The sequence below is a fragment of the Streptomyces sp. NPDC002795 genome, assembly GCF_042888725.1.
Taxonomy (GTDB): Bacteria; Actinomycetota; Actinomycetes; order Streptomycetales; family Streptomycetaceae; genus Streptomyces.
Genome location: NZ_JBIAQB010000003.1, coordinates 778,608 through 794,099, shown reverse-complemented (window position 1 = coordinate 794,099; position 15,492 = coordinate 778,608). Strand labels below are relative to the sequence as shown.

Here is a 15,492-nt window from a genome sequence, read left to right as displayed (position 1 = left end):
TTCGGGCGGAGGCGGGGCGGGAGCGGGGGTCAGTCCTGGGCGCGGCCGGTGGTGACTCGGGCGACCATGAGGGCGAGCAGGATGATTCCGCCGTAGATGGCCTGGATCCAGAAGGACGGCACCTGGGCGAGGGTCAGCATGTTCTGTACGACACCGAGCAGCAGTACGCCGGTCAGGGCGCCGAACATGGTGCCCTTGCCGCCGTCGAGGCTGATGCCTCCGATGACCGCGGCGGCGAACACCGTGAAGATCATGTTGTTGCCCTGGTTGGCGCTGATGGCACCCACGTATCCGGTCTGCATGATGCCTCCGACGGAGGCGAGCACACCCGCGACGACGAAGACACCGAGCATGACGCGCTCGACGCGGATGCCGGCGGCGCGCGCGGCCTCGGCGTTGCCGCCGATGGCGTACAGGGCGCGGCCCACGCGGTGGTACTTGAGGATGAGCCCCGCGACCCCGAACGCGATCGCGGCGAACCACACCGACATCGGGACCCGCAGGAACGTGGAGGTGGCGAGCGCGAAGAACGCGTCGGGCATCCCGAACAGTGTCTTGCCCTTGGTCGCCCCGACGAGCAGTCCGCGCAGCACGATCAGCATCGCGAGCGTCACGATGAACGCGTTGAGCTTCAGCTTGACGACGAGCACACCATTGAAGGCACCGATGCAGGCCCCGGCCACGAGCACCGCCAACAGCGAGACGGCGACGGGGAATTCGGCCCCGAACCCCGACTGCGCGACGGGCAGCACGAGCAGCGCGCCGAACGCGGGCGCGATGCCGACGACCGACTCAAGGGACAGGTCGAACTTGCCGCTGATCAGGACGAGGGACTCGGCGAGCACCACCATCGCGAGGGCGGCGGAGGAACCGAGGATGGAGATGATGTTCTGCTCGGTGAGGAACGAGTCGTTGAGGACGGCGCCGAGGATCAGGAGCAGCAACAGAGCGGGTACGAGGGCGAGTTCGCGTGCGCGGCGGAAGAGGACGTTCTTGGCGCTGCCAAGCCCCTGTGGCGTTTGAGCAGCGGGGTCCGGGGCAGAGCCCCGCGGCCGGGCCGGCGGGGAGGCCGGAGCCTTACTGGTGGACGTCACTGGAAACCCCCTCGATCGACGCGATCAGCGAATGGTCGGCCCACCCCGCCGCGTGCTCCGCGACTACGCGACCGTGAAACAGCACAAGAACCCGGTCGCAGCGCCGAAGGTCGTCCAGTTCGTCCGACACGACGAGGACCGCCGTGCCGTCGTCCCGCGCGCTGTCGACCCTGCGCAGCAGCGATTCCTTCGACTTCACGTCGACCCCGGCCGTCGGATTGATCAGCACGAGCAACCGTGGGTCAGAGGCGAGCGCACGGGCCATCACCACCTTCTGCGCGTTGCCGCCGGAGAGATCGGACACGGCCTGGTCGGGTCCCTCCGCGTGGATGTCGAGCCGCTCGATCAGCTCGCGGGCGAACCGCCGGCGGCTCTCCGTGCCGATGAACCCGCGTCGGCCGAGCCGCCCGAGCACCGACAGCGTGGAGTTGTCGCCGATGGACATCCCGGTGACGAGTCCCTGCTCGTGCCGGTCGCGCGGCACACACCCCACGCCCGCGGCGAGCGCGGCGGACACGTCCCCGAAGGGCAGCGCGCGCCCGTCGAGCCGGGCGACGCCCGACGTCGGCGTGTGCAGCCCGGCCAGGGACTCCGCGAGCGCGATCTTGCCGCTGCCGCTGGACCCCGCGAGCCCGACGACCTCGCCGCGCCGCACGGTCAGGTCCACGTCCTCGTAGGTGTCCGAGGTGAGCCCCGCCACCTCCAGCACGACGGGCTCGACCGAGTCGTCGGCCGCCTGCTCGACGACCGCCTCCGCCGCTGCCGCCGCCTGCTCCGCGACCACCTCTCCCGCCATCGCCTCGACGAGTGCGGGCCGCGGCAGTTCGGCGACCGGGGCGGTGGTGATCCAGCGGGCGTCGCGCAGCACGGTGACCGTCTGGCACACCTCGTACACCTCCTGGAGGTGGTGCGAGATGAACAGGAAGGTCACGCCCGAGTCCTGGAGGGCGCGCATGCGGGCGAAGAGGCGCTCGATCTCGCGGTTGTCGAGCTGTGCGGTCGGCTCGTCGAGCACGATGAACCGGGCGCCGCCGCTCAACGCCCGTGCGATCTCGACCATTTGGCGGTCCTCGACCTTGAGCTCGGCGGTGCGCACGCCGGGTTCGACGCGGACGTCCCAGGTGTCGAGCAGTTCGCGGGCCTCGGCGTCGAGCTTCTTCCAGCTGAAGAAGCCGCGCCGGGCGTGCGGCTGCCGGTTCAGGAACAGGTTCTCCGCGACGGTCAACTCGGGTATGACGGTGGACTTTTGGTAGACGCAGGCGACCTTGGCGCGCCACGCCTCGCGGTCGCCGAGCGGCGGTGCGGGCTCTCCGTCGAAGGTGAGCGTGCCCGCGTCGGCGGCCTGGAGCCCGGTGAGGACCTGGACGAGCGTGGACTTGCCCGCGCCGTTGCGCCCGACGAGCGCGTGGGACTCGCCCGCGCGCACGGTGAGTCGGCCGTCGGCGAGGGCGACCGTGGGCCCGTAGTGCTTGACGATGCCGCGGGCCTCGACCAACGGCGGGGTGGCGGCGGTCACTTGACGGTGTTTCCCCACAGCTCGGGGTCGTCGACGTTCTTCTTGGTGACCAGCGGGGCGGGCAGCTGGTCCTCAAGGGTGCCGCTGGGCAGCTTCACGATCTTCGAGCCGTGGTCGGTGGGTCCCGGCTTGAACTTCTTCCCCTGCATCGCCGCCTTGATGTAGTACATGCCGTACTTGGCGTACGTGTCGGCGGGCTGTGAGACCGTCGCGTCGATCTGGCCCTTGCGGATGGCGTCGAACTCCTGCGGGATGCCGTCGTTCGACACGATCGTGATGTGCTTCGCGGAGCCCGCCTTCTCCAGCATCCCCTTGGACTTGAGGGTCTGCAGCGTCGGCGCGAGATAGACGCCGCCCGCCTGCATGTAGATGCCCTTGATGTCGGGGTTGGCGTTGAGGAGGGTGTCGAGCTTGGAGGCGGCGGTGTCCGACTCCCACTTCGCCGGAATCTCCAGAACCTTCAGCTTCGGATACTTCTCCTTCACGCAGTCCCGGAACGCCTTGGACCGCTCACGCCCGTTCACCGAGGCGAGGTCGCCCATGATCTGGACGACCTTGCCGGACTTCACCTGGCCGCCGAGGTACGTGCAGGCCTTCTTGCCGTACGCGACGTTGTTGGCCCGTACGACCATGGCGACCTTGCCCTTGTCGGGCGCGACGTCCACGGCGACGACCGGGACGCCCTTGCGCTCGGCCTGGTCGAGCCCGGCGCCGATGGCGGCGCTGTCGAGCGGCGCGACGACGAGACCCTTCACACCCTGGTTGAGCTGGTTGTTGATGTCCGTGATCTGCTGCGAGGGATCGCTGTTGGAGTTGACGGTCTTCAGCGCGTCCACGCCCTCGGACTTCGCCATCTTCGGCACGTAGTCGTTGTACGACTGCCAGAACGGCGAGGTCAGCAGCGGCAGGATGACACCCACCTTGCCCTTGCCGTCGCCTCCTCCGCCACCACCCGCGCCGGCCGCGGTGTCCTTGGTGCTGCCGCAGGCGGTGAGCGCGAGGGCGGCGCAGCCCAGCAGGGCCACCGCGCTCAGCCCTCGCCGCCTGGAACTACGGGCGCGCTGCGCCCCGTTCCCCCTGGTCGTTCCCTTCGAGTCCATCGTGGTGCCAGTCATCGGACTGCTCCTCGGCTCCTGAAGTCATGGGCGCGGTCGGCCCCCGCCCTTCCGGTTCCGGCCCGCGCCGAGATATTTATCAGACCACTTCGGGGCGCCAACACCCTTCGTAGGCAAGTTTTCTCGGTATTTACGCCCTCTGGTGCCGCGAAGAGGTCCGACTTCCCTTGTAGTGGTCCGACCACCTGGCTGGTTACACTGCGCGGCATGCAGAAGGCCACGGTCACCCAGCGGGCCATTGAGCAGCTCAAGGTGATGATCGGCAGCGGGGAGCTCCAGCCGGGCCAACGGCTGCCCACGGAGCGGGATCTGGCGGTGCAGCTCGGCATCTCGCGCAGCTCCATGCGGGAAGCGATCCGGGCACTCACCGTGCTCGGCGCCCTGGAGGCGCGGCACGGATCCGGCATCTACGTCACGCAGTTGGAGGCCGGCGACCTCCTGGAGACGTTCGGCGTGGTGGCCGACCTGTCACGCGGGCCCCAGCTCGTAGAGCTCCTGGAGGTGCGCCGCATCCTGGAATCGACGGCCACGGCGCTCGCGGCGGCCCGCATCACCCGCACCCAACTCGCCGAGGTCGAGGACCACTTGGCGGCGATGGAGGCGACGGACGACCCGGACGAGATCCTCTCCCACGACCTGGCGTTCCACCGCACGATCGCCGCGGCCGCGGGCAACGACACGATGGCGGCGATCCTGGAGGGCCTGTCCTCCCGCACCTTCCGCGCCCGCGTCTGGCGCGGCTACGAACAGGAGGGCGCCTTCGAACGCACCCGCCGCGAACACGCCCGCATCCTCCGCGCCCTGACCGCCCACGACCCAGAGGCGGCGCGGGCCGCTGCCGCGGCGCATGTGGGTGAGGTGGAGGAGTGGTTGCGGGGACAGTTGGGCCCGGGAGATCGTGGAGCATGACCTCGGACGACTGGCAACTCACCGAAGACGTCGAGGACTTCCTCGCCCGGGCAGACAAGTTCCTGCGCTCCCGCCCCGCCCTGCACAACACACCGTTGACGGACATCGAGAAGCTGCGGATCGGTGGCCCCGGAGCACAGGGCGACGAGACGGCCGTCTTCGGTCGGCTGGAGTCGGCGGGCGAGGTCCGCGCCGTCTTCTATCGCACGCCGCGCGGCCGTCTGGGCCTCACGCCCCTGTCCGCCCGTCGGACCGACCGCCTCGCCGCCCAACTGGCCGACCTGGGCCATGCCCCCGCAGACGTCATCGCGGACCGGGCGACGGCCGCGGCTTTCGCCGAGGCATGGCAGCGGCACACCGGCGCGACGGCGGACCCCTTCTGGCGGACCCACCTCTACCGGCTCGGCACACTCACCGCGCCGCAGCCCGGTCCGGACGGACGGGGGCGTCCGACGGGAGACCGCGACCATGAGCAACTCGTGCGCTGGTGCCGTGAGTTCTGCGTCGACGTCGGCGAGCAGGCGTCCATCAGCCTGATCGACGCCGGGGCCTGGGCCGATTCACGCTTCGGTGACCGGCACTTCACGTTCTGGGAGACCCCGGACGGCGCGCCCGTCTCCATGGCGGCCGGCACCTCGCTCGTCGGAGACATGATCCGGATCGACCCCGTCCACACCCCCGCCGAGCACCGGGGGCGCGGTTACGCGGGCGCCGTGACGGCCGAGGCCGCCCGGGCCGCACTGGCCGCCGGCGCGACGGACGTCGTCCTGTTCACCGACCCGGACAACCCGACCAGCAACGCCCTCTACCAGCGCCTCGGATTCGTCCACGTCGCCGACTTCGCCGGGTACCGGTTCTCCTACGCCGCCCCGCCGGCGGGGCGCTAGCGCAGGCCCTGCGCTCACCCCGCGGCCGCGACCTCCAGGGCCGTCAGAAGCAGCTCCAGCGCCACCTCGAACGAACTCCCCGCCATCAGCGGCAAGTACGCGCGCGCCGCGCCGAGTTGGGGATGCGTATCGGCCGACAGGTTCGCGTACTCCGCCGTCCACGCCCGGTCGTCCGCCTCCCGCCGCTCCGCGGGCAGCGCCAGATACGCGGCGTCGAGGGCCGCGTGGCCGAGGACCGTGTCGACGAAGGCGGAGTAGTGCCGCACCGCGTCCTCGTCCCCGAAGCCGGCCCGCCTGAGCAGCCCGACCCCCGCGTCGACGGCCCGGAACTCGTGCGCCCGCCGCGTCACCCGGTACGAGGCGAGCGCCGCCACCCGCGGGTGTGTGCGGTACTCCCGGTGGATGCGCAGGCCGAACTCGCGCAGTCCGTCGCGCCAGGCCATCCGCTCGGGGTGGAAGCCGTCCATGGCCTCGCCGATGATCCGGTCGGAGACGGCGAGCAGCAGGTCGTCCGTGCTGTGGAAGTAACGGTAGAGCGCGCTCGGGTCGCAGCCCAGCGCCGCGCCGAGCCTGCGCACGCTCAGCGCGTCGGCTCCGTGCTGCCCGACCAGGCGCAGCGCGCAGTCGACGATGACGTCCTCGGACAGCAGCACCCCCGACCTGGTCGGCTTGCGGCGCCGCCGCTCCACCGGGATCCGCCCTTCCGGCACGGCACTCTCCCCTCCTCCGCCCGACACGTCCCGCTTATGACAACACCATTGACGCAAGCTGACAAGGCCGATTTGATCGCGGTCGCCGCCCCCCGCGCACCTCCCACTCCCCTGCCTCCCCTGCCGTCAGGAGATCGATCATGAGAAGCGAACCACCGGGCCTGCGCCGCTCCCTCGGCGTCGTCGACGGCATCGCCATGGCCGCGTCGAGCACCGCCGCGACCACCAGCATCGGCATCGGGATGGGTTCCCTCGCCGCGACGGTCGGGCTGCACGCGCCGGCGGTCCTGCTCGTGGCGTTCCTGCCGATCCTGGGGATCGCGGTGGCGTACGCGCGCCTCAACCGCCAGGAGCCGAACATGGGCAGCGGCTACGTCTGGGTGGGCCGTTCGCTCGGCCCCTGGCTCGGCTTCCTCACGGGCTGGGTCACCCTCGTCGGCACGCTGGTCTTCATGGCGTACACGAGCGCGGTGACGGGCTCGGTCTTCCTCCAGTTCGCCAACAAGGCAGATCTGCATACGCTGTTGGGGGTCGACCTCGACCCGAACTCGACGGCTCTTTCGACCGTCGTCGGACTGCTCGTGCTCACCGCCGTCACCGTCACCGCGGTCACCGGCGTCCGCAAGGCGACCCGCCTCCAGGCGTGGCTGCTCGTCTTCGAGTACGTGGTGCTGCTCGGCTTCTGCGGCTGGTCCCTGGTCACCGGCTCGCACGCCTTCCAGTGGTCATGGTTCAACCCGTTCGACATCCATGGCGGCACGGCCTTCGCACAGGGGCTGGTCCTCGCGGTGTTCTTCTTCTGGGGCTGGGACGCGGCGTTCGCGGTGACCGAGGAGACGAAGGACGTGCGGGACGCGGGGCGCGGCGGGCTGATCGCCCTGTTCGCGATGCTCGCGCTGTTCCTCTACGGTTCCGTGGCCTTCCAGCGCGAGATGTCGCTGCCCGAACTCGTCGAGCAGGGCCCGCAGGCCCTCACCTACCTCGGCGCGAAGCTCGCCGACGAGCCGGTGGCCAGCCTGCCACTGCTCGCGCTGCTGTTCTCGGCGGTGGCGTCCCTGCAGGCCGGCGTGATCCCGACGGCGCGCGGGCTGCTCGCGATGGGCCGGGACCGCACGATGGGCCAGGTGTGGACACGGGTGAGCCCCCGCTACGGTTCGCCGGCCGCGGGCACCGTCGTCGTGATGTCGATCGCGGCGGCGGTGGCCCTGCTCGCCCTGGCGATACCGAAGTTGAACGAGATGATCCTCGCCGCGGTGAACTCCATCGGGCTCACCGTCGCCCTCTACTACGGCCTCACGGCCCTCGCCTGCTCGGTCCGTTTCCGCTCGCTGCTGCGCACCGCGCCCCGGGAGGCGGTGCGCGCGGTGCTCGTGCCGGGGCTCAGCGCGCTCGCGCTGCTCGGCATCGGGGCGTACCTGGCGTACTCGTACGCGACGATGAGCGACCACTTCGAACTGTCGCCGGACAACGGCTGGTTCATGCTGGCGGTGCCGTCGGCGATCGTCGCGTCCGGTTTCGTGATGGCCGCCGTCGCCAAGTACGGGCGCCGCTCCCCGTACTTCAGGACCGGGCGCGGCACGGACGCCGACGCCGTGGAACTGGCCGGGCCGACGGCCAACTGACCGCCACCCCTCACAACACCCGTACATGCACTAGGAGTTGAGACCATGACCGCACCCGCCGACCTCGTCTTCACCGGTGGACCCGTCCACACCGGCTCCCCCGCCCGCTCCCGCGCCACCACGGTCGCGGTGCGGGGCGAACGGATCGTCGCCGTCGGCCACGACGAGGTGCGCGAGTTGATCGGTCCGCGGACCGAAGTGGTCGACCTGGCGGGGAAGTTGCTGGTCCCCGGCTTTCAGGACGCGCACGCGCACCCCGTCGGGGCCGGCATGGAGATGGGCCAGTGCGACCTGAGCGGCTCGACGACGCTCGCCGACTACCGGGAGCAGATCGCCGCGTACGCGAGCGCGCATCCGGATGCCGAGTGGATCACCGGAGGCGGCTGGGCGATGGAGGCGTTCCCGGGCGGGCTGCCGACGGCGGCCGAGCTGGACGCCCTGGTGCCGGACCGGCCGGTGTACCTCGTCAACCGCGACCACCACGGCGCCTGGGTCAACTCCCGCGCCCTCCACGCCGCCGGGCTCGACGCCCGCACCCCCGACCCGTCCGACGGCCGCATCGAGCGCGACGCGGACGGCACACCGACGGGCATGCTCCAGGAGGGCGCCGCGAACCTCGTCGGACGACTGCTTCCCCCGGTCACCCGCGAGGAGAAGATCGCGGGCCTGCTCCGCGCCCAGGAGCACCTGCACTCCCTCGGCGTCACGGCCTGGCAGGACGCCATCCTCGGCGATCACGCCAACCTGACCGACCCCACGGACGCGTATCTGGCGTGCGCGGACGACGGCCGGCTCACCGCGCGTGTCGTGGGCGCGCTGTGGTGGGACCGGGCGCGCGGCACCGAGCAGATCCCGGAACTGCTCGCCCGGCGCGAGGCCGGCACCCGTGGCCGCCTCCGCTCGACGACCGTGAAGATCATGCAGGACGGGGTCGCGGAGAACGGGACGGCGGCGCTGCTCGGCCCGTATCTCGACGGCTGCGGCTGCCGCTCGGACAACAGCGGGATCAGCTTCGTACCGCCCGAGGCGCTGAAGAAGTACGTGACCGAGCTGGACGCCCACGGTTTCCAGGTGCACTTCCACGCGCTCGGCGACCGAGCCGTCCGCGAGGCACTCGATGCCGTGGAAGCGGCACGGGGGGCCAATGGTTGGACCGGCACACGCCCGCACCTCGCGCATCTCCAGGTCGTGCACCCCGACGACATCGGCCGGTTCCGGGAACTGGGCGCGACGGCGAACATGCAGGCGCTGTGGGCCGCGCACGAGCCGCAGATGGACGAGCTGACGATCCCGTTCCTCGGGGCGGAGCGCTCGGCCCGGCAGTACCCGTTCGCGGCGCTGCTGCGGGCCGGGGCGACGCTTGCGGCGGGCAGCGACTGGCCGGTGAGCAGCCCGGATCCGCTGCAGGGGATCCATGTCGCGGTGAACCGGGTCCTTGCGGATGCGCCTGCGGGGACGCCGGTGTTCCTGCCGGAGCAGCGGATCGGGCTCGGCGACGCGCTGGCCGCGTACACCTCCGGCAGCGCGTACGTGAACCATCTGGACGCGGAGACGGGGTCCATTGCGGCGGGGGGCTTGGCGGATCTCGTCGTGCTGGACCGGGATCCGTTCGCCGGGCCCGCGACGGAGATCGGCGCGACGCGGGTCGCGCAGACCTTCGTGGGGGGCCAACGGGTCTACCGTTCAAGCCCCTCCGGCGATTGAGGAGCGGGGTCCGGGGCAGAGCCCCGCGACCCCGACCACAGCCCGGCGAACTAATCCACGCTGGGCAGAATGTGCGGCTCCGCCAAATCGTCCTCGTAGCCCGCGAGGCGGATCGGCGCCGACCTCGCCCAGACGTCGAGACTGCCGAGCTTCTCCGGCCTGCGCCGGCCGGCCCGCTCGGCTCGGTCCTTCGGGCTCTGTTCGCGATTCGTCTTCTCTGGTGTCACCGCGCACTCCTTGTGTGTCGGGTAACCCGCTTCGGCAGTCCGGCCCAGCGTCGCGCGGGGTCCGGCGCCCGATCGGGCTTGTGTAGAGGGCCAGTTCGGGCGCGGTGGCGCCGGTTGTCGCTGGTGGGGTCGGCCGTGGTTCTCGGTCTCTCCCTGTACGGCCACCATGGGTCAAGGTGTCGGACCCACTTGCGGTAACCGTGCGGCTACAGCCTAACCATATGAGCGGGGGCCCGCTCACTGGGGCTGAAATCTCTGGGTCTTTCGGAGGTCGCCCGGCGTTCATTCAGCCACGGGCACCCGCCCCGGCGCGACGGGTTTTCGCTCGTACGAGGGCACTTCAGGACATCACGGCGTGTCGCCGGGCGATGCTGACGCGGCCCCAGGCGCCGCCCGGGGCCACCGGGGCGCGTGGGGCGGGGCGGCCGACGCCGGAGATCGGCGTCAGATTGGCGTCAACTCGCCCCTTTCCGCCGCATGCTACTCGCCCTCGACCGGCACCCTCTCCGCCTCCGCACGCCCACGCAGTGCCCGTACGAGGAAGAAGCCGGCCACCAGCACGACGGACGCGACCAGGACGAGCAGGTCCGGCACGCGGCCGCCCATGCCGCGCGCCCACTGTTCGGCGGCGAACGAGTCGTCGACGTCGAGGAGTCCGGGGAGCGCCGTCGTCCCGTCGAACACGAGGAAGAGTGTGCCGAGCACCAGGAAGAACAGGCCGGAGGCCAGCGACGTCGAGTGCGTCTCGAAACGGCCGATGCGGACCGGACGGCCACGCAGCCACCGCTTCCCGCCAAGATCGAACCGTTCCCACAACAGGGCGAGCAGGAACAGCGGCACGGCCATCCCCAGGGCGTACACCGCGAGCAGCGCCCCGCCGTACACCGGGTGTCCGCCGAGCGCCGCGACCGTGAGGACGCTGCCGAGGATCGGTCCCGCGCAGAATCCGGCGAGGCCGTAGACCGCGCCGAGCGCGTACACCGACACCGCGTTGGTGGGGCGGATGCGGCCGGAGAGTTCCGACATGCGGCGCGAGGCGAAGCCGCGTCCCGCGATCTGCAGCACCCCGAGCGCGATGATCAGCCAGCCCCCGACGGAGACGAGCAGATCCCGGTTGCCGTAGAAGAAGCGGCCCGCGTACGAGCCGGCGGCGCCGAGCGGGACCAGGGTGGTGGCGAGCCCCAGGTAGAAGACGCCGGTGCGGGCGACGAGCCGGGTCGGGCTGTCGATGGAGTACGCGAAGAACGCGGGCAGCAGCAGAGCGCTGCACGGGCTCAGCAGGGCGAGCAGGCCGCCGAGGAACGCCGCGAAGTAGCCGATGTCGCTCACTTGCCGCCGCCGGACTTCGCGGACTGCGCCTTCGCCGCCTCGATGGCCTGCTCGAACGCGGCCTCGGGCTGCGCGCCCGCGATGGGCTGCCCGTTGATGAGGAAGGACGGCGTGGAGGTGGCGCCGAGCGCGTACGCCTCGTCGCTGTCCTGCTTCACCGCAGCCCGCGCCGCCTTGCCCTCGCGGTCGGTGCGGAACCGGTCGAGGTCCTTCACGCCGGACTCGCGGGCGAGCGCGTCGAGGCGGTCGGCGCCGAAACCCTTGTCCTTGGCCCCGTCGGCGTACGCCGCCTTGTGGAACTGCCAGAAGCGGCCCTGCTGTCCCGCCGCCCACGCGGCGCGCGCGGCGGACTGCGAGTCGGCGCCGAAGATAGGGAAGTTGCGCCACTCGATGCGCAGCGTGCCGTCGTCGACGTACTTCCTCACCAGGTCGGGTTCGGTGTCGCGGGCGAACTTCCCGCAGTAGCCGCACTTGAAGTCGGCGTACTCGATGAGGACCACGGGGGCGTCCGCGCGGCCCTGCGCGAGCGGGTCCTTGGCGTCGCGCCGGGCGAGCTTGGTGAGCTTGTCGGTCAGCTCGTCGTTGGCCTCGGTGCTGTCCGCCTGCTGATCGGACACGTCGGCCACGTCGGTACGGGCCTCGGGCCTGGTCGCGGTGTACGAGACGGTGCCGAGGAGGATCGCGGCCACGGCGACGGCCGCCGCGATCGCGGCTGAGCGGCGCTGCTTGGTGCGGGTGGTGGTGTTCTTGGGCATGACGAAGTCGTCCTTGCGTGCGTGAGGAAGGCGTGATGACGGGTGGGGCGGGGCGTCATCTACACGCGCAGGACGGACAGTTCGACCGGTGAGGGCGGATCATTGGGCGGCGGCGGGCCACGGCCCGCCGGGGGCGGCGGCACGATGCCCGTGAGCGGCGCGGTGGCGCCGTGCCCGTGTGCGTACGCGAGCGGGGCGAGGAGTTCGTGAGCACTCGTGCCGCGCGAGGGCACGCCCTGGCGGCTGTCGGGGGCGTTCTGTCCCTGCCGGTCGCAGTCGGGTGTGCCGCCGGGCGACGTCACTTGCTGTACGGACGCGAGGGCCGGGGCCGGTCCGGCGGGAGCGCCGCCGAAGTCGCTGCCCCATGCCGCGCCCAGCACGGTGACCAGGAGGGTCACCAGGAGAGCGGGAACGGTGAGGCGGCGCATGCGGCAATTCTGCACCATGGAGGAAAGGGGACAGCGTTCACGTCCTGTTGACCGGTGGGTCGGCTCGGCCTCAGTTCACCATGGTCTGCTTCCGGGCAGGCTGCGGAAGAGCTTCGGGAGGAGTCGTCCATGGAACGCGTCGAACTACGCACCGTCGAAGAGCTGATGGCCTCGTTGAACGCCTGCCGGGGCGCCTGGGACACCCCGGACCGCAGCGGCGACCCCGTCGATCTGCACGATCACGCGCTCCAGACGGCGGCACTGCTGCGCCGCTCCCGGCCCAGTGACAAGGAGTTGCAGGTCGCGGGGCTCGTCCACGACCTCGGGCATCTGCTGTGCCCGGGGGACGACGCGGGGCACGCGGACCGCGCGGCGGACGCGGTGCGCGGGCTGCTCGGCGAGCGGGTGGCACAGCTCGTAAGGCTGCATGTGCCGGCGAAGCGGTATCTGGCGACGAGCGAGCCGGGGCGCGGTCTGTCCGCGCAGAGCGCGCTGACGCTGGGCGTTCAGGGCGGGCCGATGACGTCCGGGGAGGTGGCGGCGTTCGAGGCGGACCCGCACGCCGAGGACGCGGTGACGGTGCGGCAGGCGGACGATGCGGGCAAGGTGGTGGGGCTCGACGCGGGGGTCATGGAGGACTGGCTCCCGGTGCTCGAACTCGTGGCGGCCACTCATGCTTCGTACGTGCGCTAGCACCTCCACGAACGGCGCACGAACCATGCACAGCTGACGCATCGTCATGTACCGGCCGTGCGTGAGACCGTACGCGCATGGCTGCGTCCTCGATGGCTCTCACGGATCACCCGCGTGTGCTCGACGGCAGGGCGGCCGTCGTGACCGGCGCCTCGCGCGGCATCGGCCGTGCGATCGCGGAGGAACTCGCCGACTGCGGCGCCCAGTTGTGTGTGACCGCCCGGGATCCGGCCGGGGTGCGGGAGGCCGTCGCGGCACTGCGGGCACGCGGCGCGGACGCGGTGGGCGTGCCCGGGTCCGTGGCTGATCCGGCGCATCTGTGGGAGGTGACGGAGCGGGCGATGGCGGAGTTCGGGCGGGTCGACATCGTCGTGAACAACGCCGCGACCAACCAGCCGTACGGGCCGCTCATGGACGCCGATCCGGATGCCTGGCGCACGGCCTTCACGGTCAACGTGGAGGCGCCGCTGCGTCTGGTGCAGTGCGCGTGGCGGGCGTGGATGAGCGAACACGGCGGCGCCGTCGTCAATGTGTGCACGGAGGGCGCGGGCCATGTCGGCCCGAACGTCGGCGCGTACGGCACCAGCAAGGCGGCACTGCTGCACCTGACCGCTCAACTGGCGGGCGAGATGGGCCCGTTGGTGCGCGTCAACTCCGTCTCCCCCGGCCTTGTCCGCACCGAGATGGCCCGCTTCGTGTGGGAGCGGGCCGAGGAGTCGGTGGCGGCGGGCCTTCCGTCCGGGCGGATCGGGGAGCCACAGGACGTGGCGCGGGCGGTGCGCTGGCTGGTGTCGGACGAGGCGTCCTGGATCACCGGGGCGGACCTACTGGTGGACGGCGGTACGCGGGTGCGCGCCGCCTCAGCGGGCGGCGCGTCGAACGACGCCGTCCACCAGCAGTTGCGTCACCACTTGCCGGGCTCGTAGTCCTTCAGGAAGACGCCGTACACGTCGTCGCCCGCCTCGCCGCGCACGACGGGGTCGTAGACGCGGGCGGCGCCGTCGACGAGGTCGAGCGGGGCGTGGAAGCCCTCCTCGGCGAGGCGCAGCTTGTCGTAGTGCGGGCGCTCGTCGGTGATCCAGCCGGTGTCGACGGAGGTCATGAGGATGCCGTCGGCCTGGAACATCTCGTGGGCGCTGGTGCGCGTCACCATGTTCATCGCGGCCTTGGCCGCGTTGGTGTTCGGGTGGCCGGCGCCCTTGTAGCCGCGGCCGAAGACGCCCTCCATCGCCGAGACGTTCACGACGTACGCGCGGCCGCTCTCCGCCTTCTTCGCGGCGTCGGACATGGCCGGGCGCAGCGCGCTGATCAGGATGAACGGCGAGGTGTAGTTGCAGAGCTGGGTCTCGAGGAGCTCGACCGGGGAGATCTGGTCGATGGTCTGCACCCAGGTGTTGGACTCGACGACGTCGGGGACGAGTCCGCCCGCGTCGATCGCGGAGCCGTCGAGGTGTCGCTCGACGCTCGCGTTGCCCGCGACGAGCGCGAGGTCGGCGACCTTCTGGGCGTCGATGCCGCTGGTGCCCAGCGGCAGCGCCTGGATGCCGTCGACGGAGCCCGAGTTGAAGGCGCCGATGACGGTGTGCGGCGGCAGCTCGCCCGCGGGCAGCGGCGCGCTCTCGCCGTCGACGAGCGCGGCGTAGGCGGAGGGCAGGCGGCGCACGGTCTGCGTCGCGTTGTTGATGAGGATGTCGAGCGGCCCGGCGGCGGCGACCTGCTCGGCGAGGGCGACGGCCTGGCCCGGGTCGCGCAGGTCGAGGCCGACGACCTCCAGTCGGTCGATCCACTCCGCCGAGTCCTCCATCGCCTTGAAGCGGCGGATGGCGTCCTTGGGGAAGCGGGTGGTGATCGTGGTGTGCGCGCCGTCGCGCAGCAGGCGAAGGGCGATGTACATGCCGATCTTGGCGCGGCCGCCGGTGAGCAGGGCGCGCTTGCCGGTGAGGTCGGCGCGGGCCTCGCGCTTGGTCCTGTTCAGGCGGGCGCAGACGGGACAGAGCTGGTGGTAGAAGTAGTCGACTTCCACGTAGCGGGTCTTGCAGGTGTAGCAGGAACGGGGGCGCTGGAGTATCCCCGCGAGCCTGCCTTCCTCGGTCTGCGAGGAGGGCAGGATTCCCTCGGTCTCGTCGTCGATGCGCTGCGCGGACCCGGTCGCCGTCGACTCGGTGACCGCCTTGTCGTGAGCGGTCTTGGCGGCGCGGCGCTCCTGCCGACGGCGCTGCTTCACGGTCCGGTAGATCCCGGCGGTGGCCCTGCGGACGGTGATCGCGTCGGGGTGGTCGACGTCGATCTTGTCGAGCTCCTCGAGGACGGCGAGGCAGACGGCGAGTCGCTCGGGGTCGATGCCGGGGCCGAGGGCGGGATCGTCGTGCTCGGCGGTGTCCGTGCCCTCGGCGGCGTCGGCGGCCTGGTTGTCCTCTGTCACGGTCATCGCCGCTGCTGTTCCTCGTGTCGCTCGTGCCGCGAGGAATCCGTCTGGGGCCGCGCGGCTGCCAAAAGGCGGCAC

15 protein-coding genes are annotated in these 15,492 nt (G+C 71.3%); 6 read left to right on the top strand and 9 right to left on the bottom strand.

Features of this window, described 5'->3' with window-relative positions:
* Positions 1-29: 29 nt before the first annotated feature.
* From ACFYWS_RS12985 to ACFYWS_RS12975, 3 genes are read right to left on the bottom strand one after another with little or no spacing between them, the layout of a single operon-like run.
* Complete coding sequence (locus ACFYWS_RS12985; RefSeq protein ID WP_389273888.1) at positions 30-1,094, bottom strand: ABC transporter permease; 1,065 nt, start codon at positions 1,092-1,094, stop codon at positions 30-32.
* Entirely contained in the window at positions 1,078-2,610 is a 1,533-nt protein-coding gene (locus ACFYWS_RS12980) for a sugar ABC transporter ATP-binding protein (protein ID WP_389273885.1), read from the bottom strand. Before ACFYWS_RS12980 ends, ACFYWS_RS12985 begins: the two co-directional genes overlap by 17 nt.
* Entirely contained in the window at positions 2,607-3,710 is a 1,104-nt protein-coding gene (locus tag ACFYWS_RS12975) for a sugar ABC transporter substrate-binding protein (RefSeq protein ID WP_389274132.1), read from the bottom strand. The genes ACFYWS_RS12980 and ACFYWS_RS12975 overlap by 4 nt, the downstream gene beginning before the upstream one ends.
* Before the next feature lie 222 nt (positions 3,711-3,932).
* On the opposite strand from ACFYWS_RS12975, the gene ACFYWS_RS12970 reads away from it, so the two are divergent.
* Together ACFYWS_RS12970 and ACFYWS_RS12965 are read left to right on the top strand one after the other, a co-directional pair.
* Positions 3,933-4,634, top strand: a complete 702-nt coding sequence (locus ACFYWS_RS12970) for a FadR/GntR family transcriptional regulator (RefSeq protein ID WP_389273882.1) — start codon at positions 3,933-3,935, stop codon at positions 4,632-4,634.
* Positions 4,631-5,521 (top strand): GNAT family N-acetyltransferase, encoded by an 891-nt coding sequence (locus ACFYWS_RS12965; protein WP_389273880.1) that lies wholly within the window; start codon positions 4,631-4,633, stop codon positions 5,519-5,521. The genes ACFYWS_RS12970 and ACFYWS_RS12965 overlap by 4 nt, the downstream gene beginning before the upstream one ends.
* Positions 5,522-5,535: 14 nt before the next feature.
* Here the strand turns inward: ACFYWS_RS12965 and ACFYWS_RS12960 are convergent, their stop codons facing one another.
* On the bottom strand, positions 5,536-6,231 hold the full coding sequence (locus ACFYWS_RS12960) for a TetR/AcrR family transcriptional regulator (protein WP_389273877.1): 696 nt from the start codon (positions 6,229-6,231) through the stop codon (positions 5,536-5,538).
* Positions 6,232-6,371: 140 nt separating this feature from the next.
* Here ACFYWS_RS12960 and ACFYWS_RS12955 point away from each other — a divergent pair, with 140 nt between their 5' ends.
* Both ACFYWS_RS12955 and ACFYWS_RS12950 read left to right on the top strand, forming a co-directional pair.
* On the top strand, positions 6,372-7,853 hold the full coding sequence (locus ACFYWS_RS12955) for an APC family permease (protein WP_389273874.1): 1,482 nt from the start codon (positions 6,372-6,374) through the stop codon (positions 7,851-7,853).
* A 45-nt stretch (positions 7,854-7,898) separates the two neighbouring features.
* Positions 7,899-9,557, top strand: coding sequence for an amidohydrolase (locus ACFYWS_RS12950; protein ID WP_389273871.1), 1,659 nt, complete (start codon positions 7,899-7,901; stop codon positions 9,555-9,557).
* 50 nt (positions 9,558-9,607) lie between these two features.
* On the opposite strand, the gene ACFYWS_RS12945 is transcribed toward ACFYWS_RS12950, so the two are convergent.
* The 4 genes from ACFYWS_RS12945 to ACFYWS_RS12930 form a co-directional block, all read right to left on the bottom strand.
* The gene (locus ACFYWS_RS12945) at positions 9,608-9,784 is read right to left on the bottom strand and encodes a hypothetical protein (protein WP_267072111.1); all 177 of its coding nucleotides are present in this window, start codon (positions 9,782-9,784) and stop codon (positions 9,608-9,610) included.
* A gap of 480 nt (positions 9,785-10,264) precedes the next feature.
* Positions 10,265-11,113 (bottom strand): cytochrome c biogenesis CcdA family protein, encoded by an 849-nt coding sequence (locus ACFYWS_RS12940; protein ID WP_389273868.1) that lies wholly within the window; start codon positions 11,111-11,113, stop codon positions 10,265-10,267.
* A complete protein-coding gene (locus ACFYWS_RS12935; RefSeq protein WP_389273865.1) occupies positions 11,110-11,868 on the bottom strand; it encodes a DsbA family protein in 759 nt (252 codons plus the stop codon). The genes ACFYWS_RS12940 and ACFYWS_RS12935 overlap by 4 nt, the downstream gene beginning before the upstream one ends.
* 59 nt (positions 11,869-11,927) lie before the next feature.
* The gene (locus tag ACFYWS_RS12930; protein ID WP_389273862.1) at positions 11,928-12,296 is read right to left on the bottom strand and encodes a hypothetical protein; all 369 of its coding nucleotides are present in this window, start codon (positions 12,294-12,296) and stop codon (positions 11,928-11,930) included.
* Positions 12,297-12,425: 129 nt separating this feature from the next.
* Between ACFYWS_RS12930 and ACFYWS_RS12925 the strand changes: the two genes are divergently transcribed.
* Together ACFYWS_RS12925 and ACFYWS_RS12920 are read left to right on the top strand one after the other, a co-directional pair.
* Entirely contained in the window at positions 12,426-12,989 is a 564-nt protein-coding gene (locus ACFYWS_RS12925; RefSeq protein WP_389273859.1) for an HD domain-containing protein, read from the top strand.
* 77 nt (positions 12,990-13,066) lie between these two features.
* Entirely contained in the window at positions 13,067-13,915 is an 849-nt protein-coding gene (locus ACFYWS_RS12920; protein ID WP_389273856.1) for an SDR family oxidoreductase, read from the top strand.
* On the opposite strand, the gene ACFYWS_RS12915 is transcribed toward ACFYWS_RS12920, so the two are convergent.
* Positions 13,894-15,417 (bottom strand): SDR family NAD(P)-dependent oxidoreductase, encoded by a 1,524-nt coding sequence (locus tag ACFYWS_RS12915; RefSeq protein WP_389273853.1) that lies wholly within the window; start codon positions 15,415-15,417, stop codon positions 13,894-13,896. The two genes, ACFYWS_RS12920 and ACFYWS_RS12915, sit on opposite strands and share 22 nt — an antisense overlap.
* Between the last annotated feature and the right edge of the window lie 75 nt (positions 15,418-15,492).

Bases quoted from the DNA above. Each gene is read 5' to 3' on its own strand.
- ACFYWS_RS12925 (WP_389273859.1), top strand. From the start codon at position 12,426: ATGGAACGCGTCGAACTACGCACCGTCGAAGAGCTGATGGCCTCGTTG.
- ACFYWS_RS12965 (WP_389273880.1), top strand. From the start codon at position 4,631: ATGACCTCGGACGACTGGCAACTCACCGAAGACGTCGAGGACTTCCTC.
- ACFYWS_RS12920 (WP_389273856.1), top strand. From the start codon at position 13,067: ATGGCTGCGTCCTCGATGGCTCTCACGGATCACCCGCGTGTGCTCGAC.
- ACFYWS_RS12975 (WP_389274132.1), bottom strand. From the start codon at position 3,710: ATGGACTCGAAGGGAACGACCAGGGGGAACGGGGCGCAGCGCGCCCGT.
- ACFYWS_RS12950 (WP_389273871.1), top strand. From the start codon at position 7,899: ATGACCGCACCCGCCGACCTCGTCTTCACCGGTGGACCCGTCCACACC.
- ACFYWS_RS12915 (WP_389273853.1), bottom strand. From the start codon at position 15,417: ATGACCGTGACAGAGGACAACCAGGCCGCCGACGCCGCCGAGGGCACG.
- ACFYWS_RS12955 (WP_389273874.1), top strand. From the start codon at position 6,372: ATGAGAAGCGAACCACCGGGCCTGCGCCGCTCCCTCGGCGTCGTCGAC.
- ACFYWS_RS12930 (WP_389273862.1), bottom strand. From the start codon at position 12,296: ATGCGCCGCCTCACCGTTCCCGCTCTCCTGGTGACCCTCCTGGTCACC.
- ACFYWS_RS12970 (WP_389273882.1), top strand. From the start codon at position 3,933: ATGCAGAAGGCCACGGTCACCCAGCGGGCCATTGAGCAGCTCAAGGTG.
- ACFYWS_RS12935 (WP_389273865.1), bottom strand. From the start codon at position 11,868: ATGCCCAAGAACACCACCACCCGCACCAAGCAGCGCCGCTCAGCCGCG.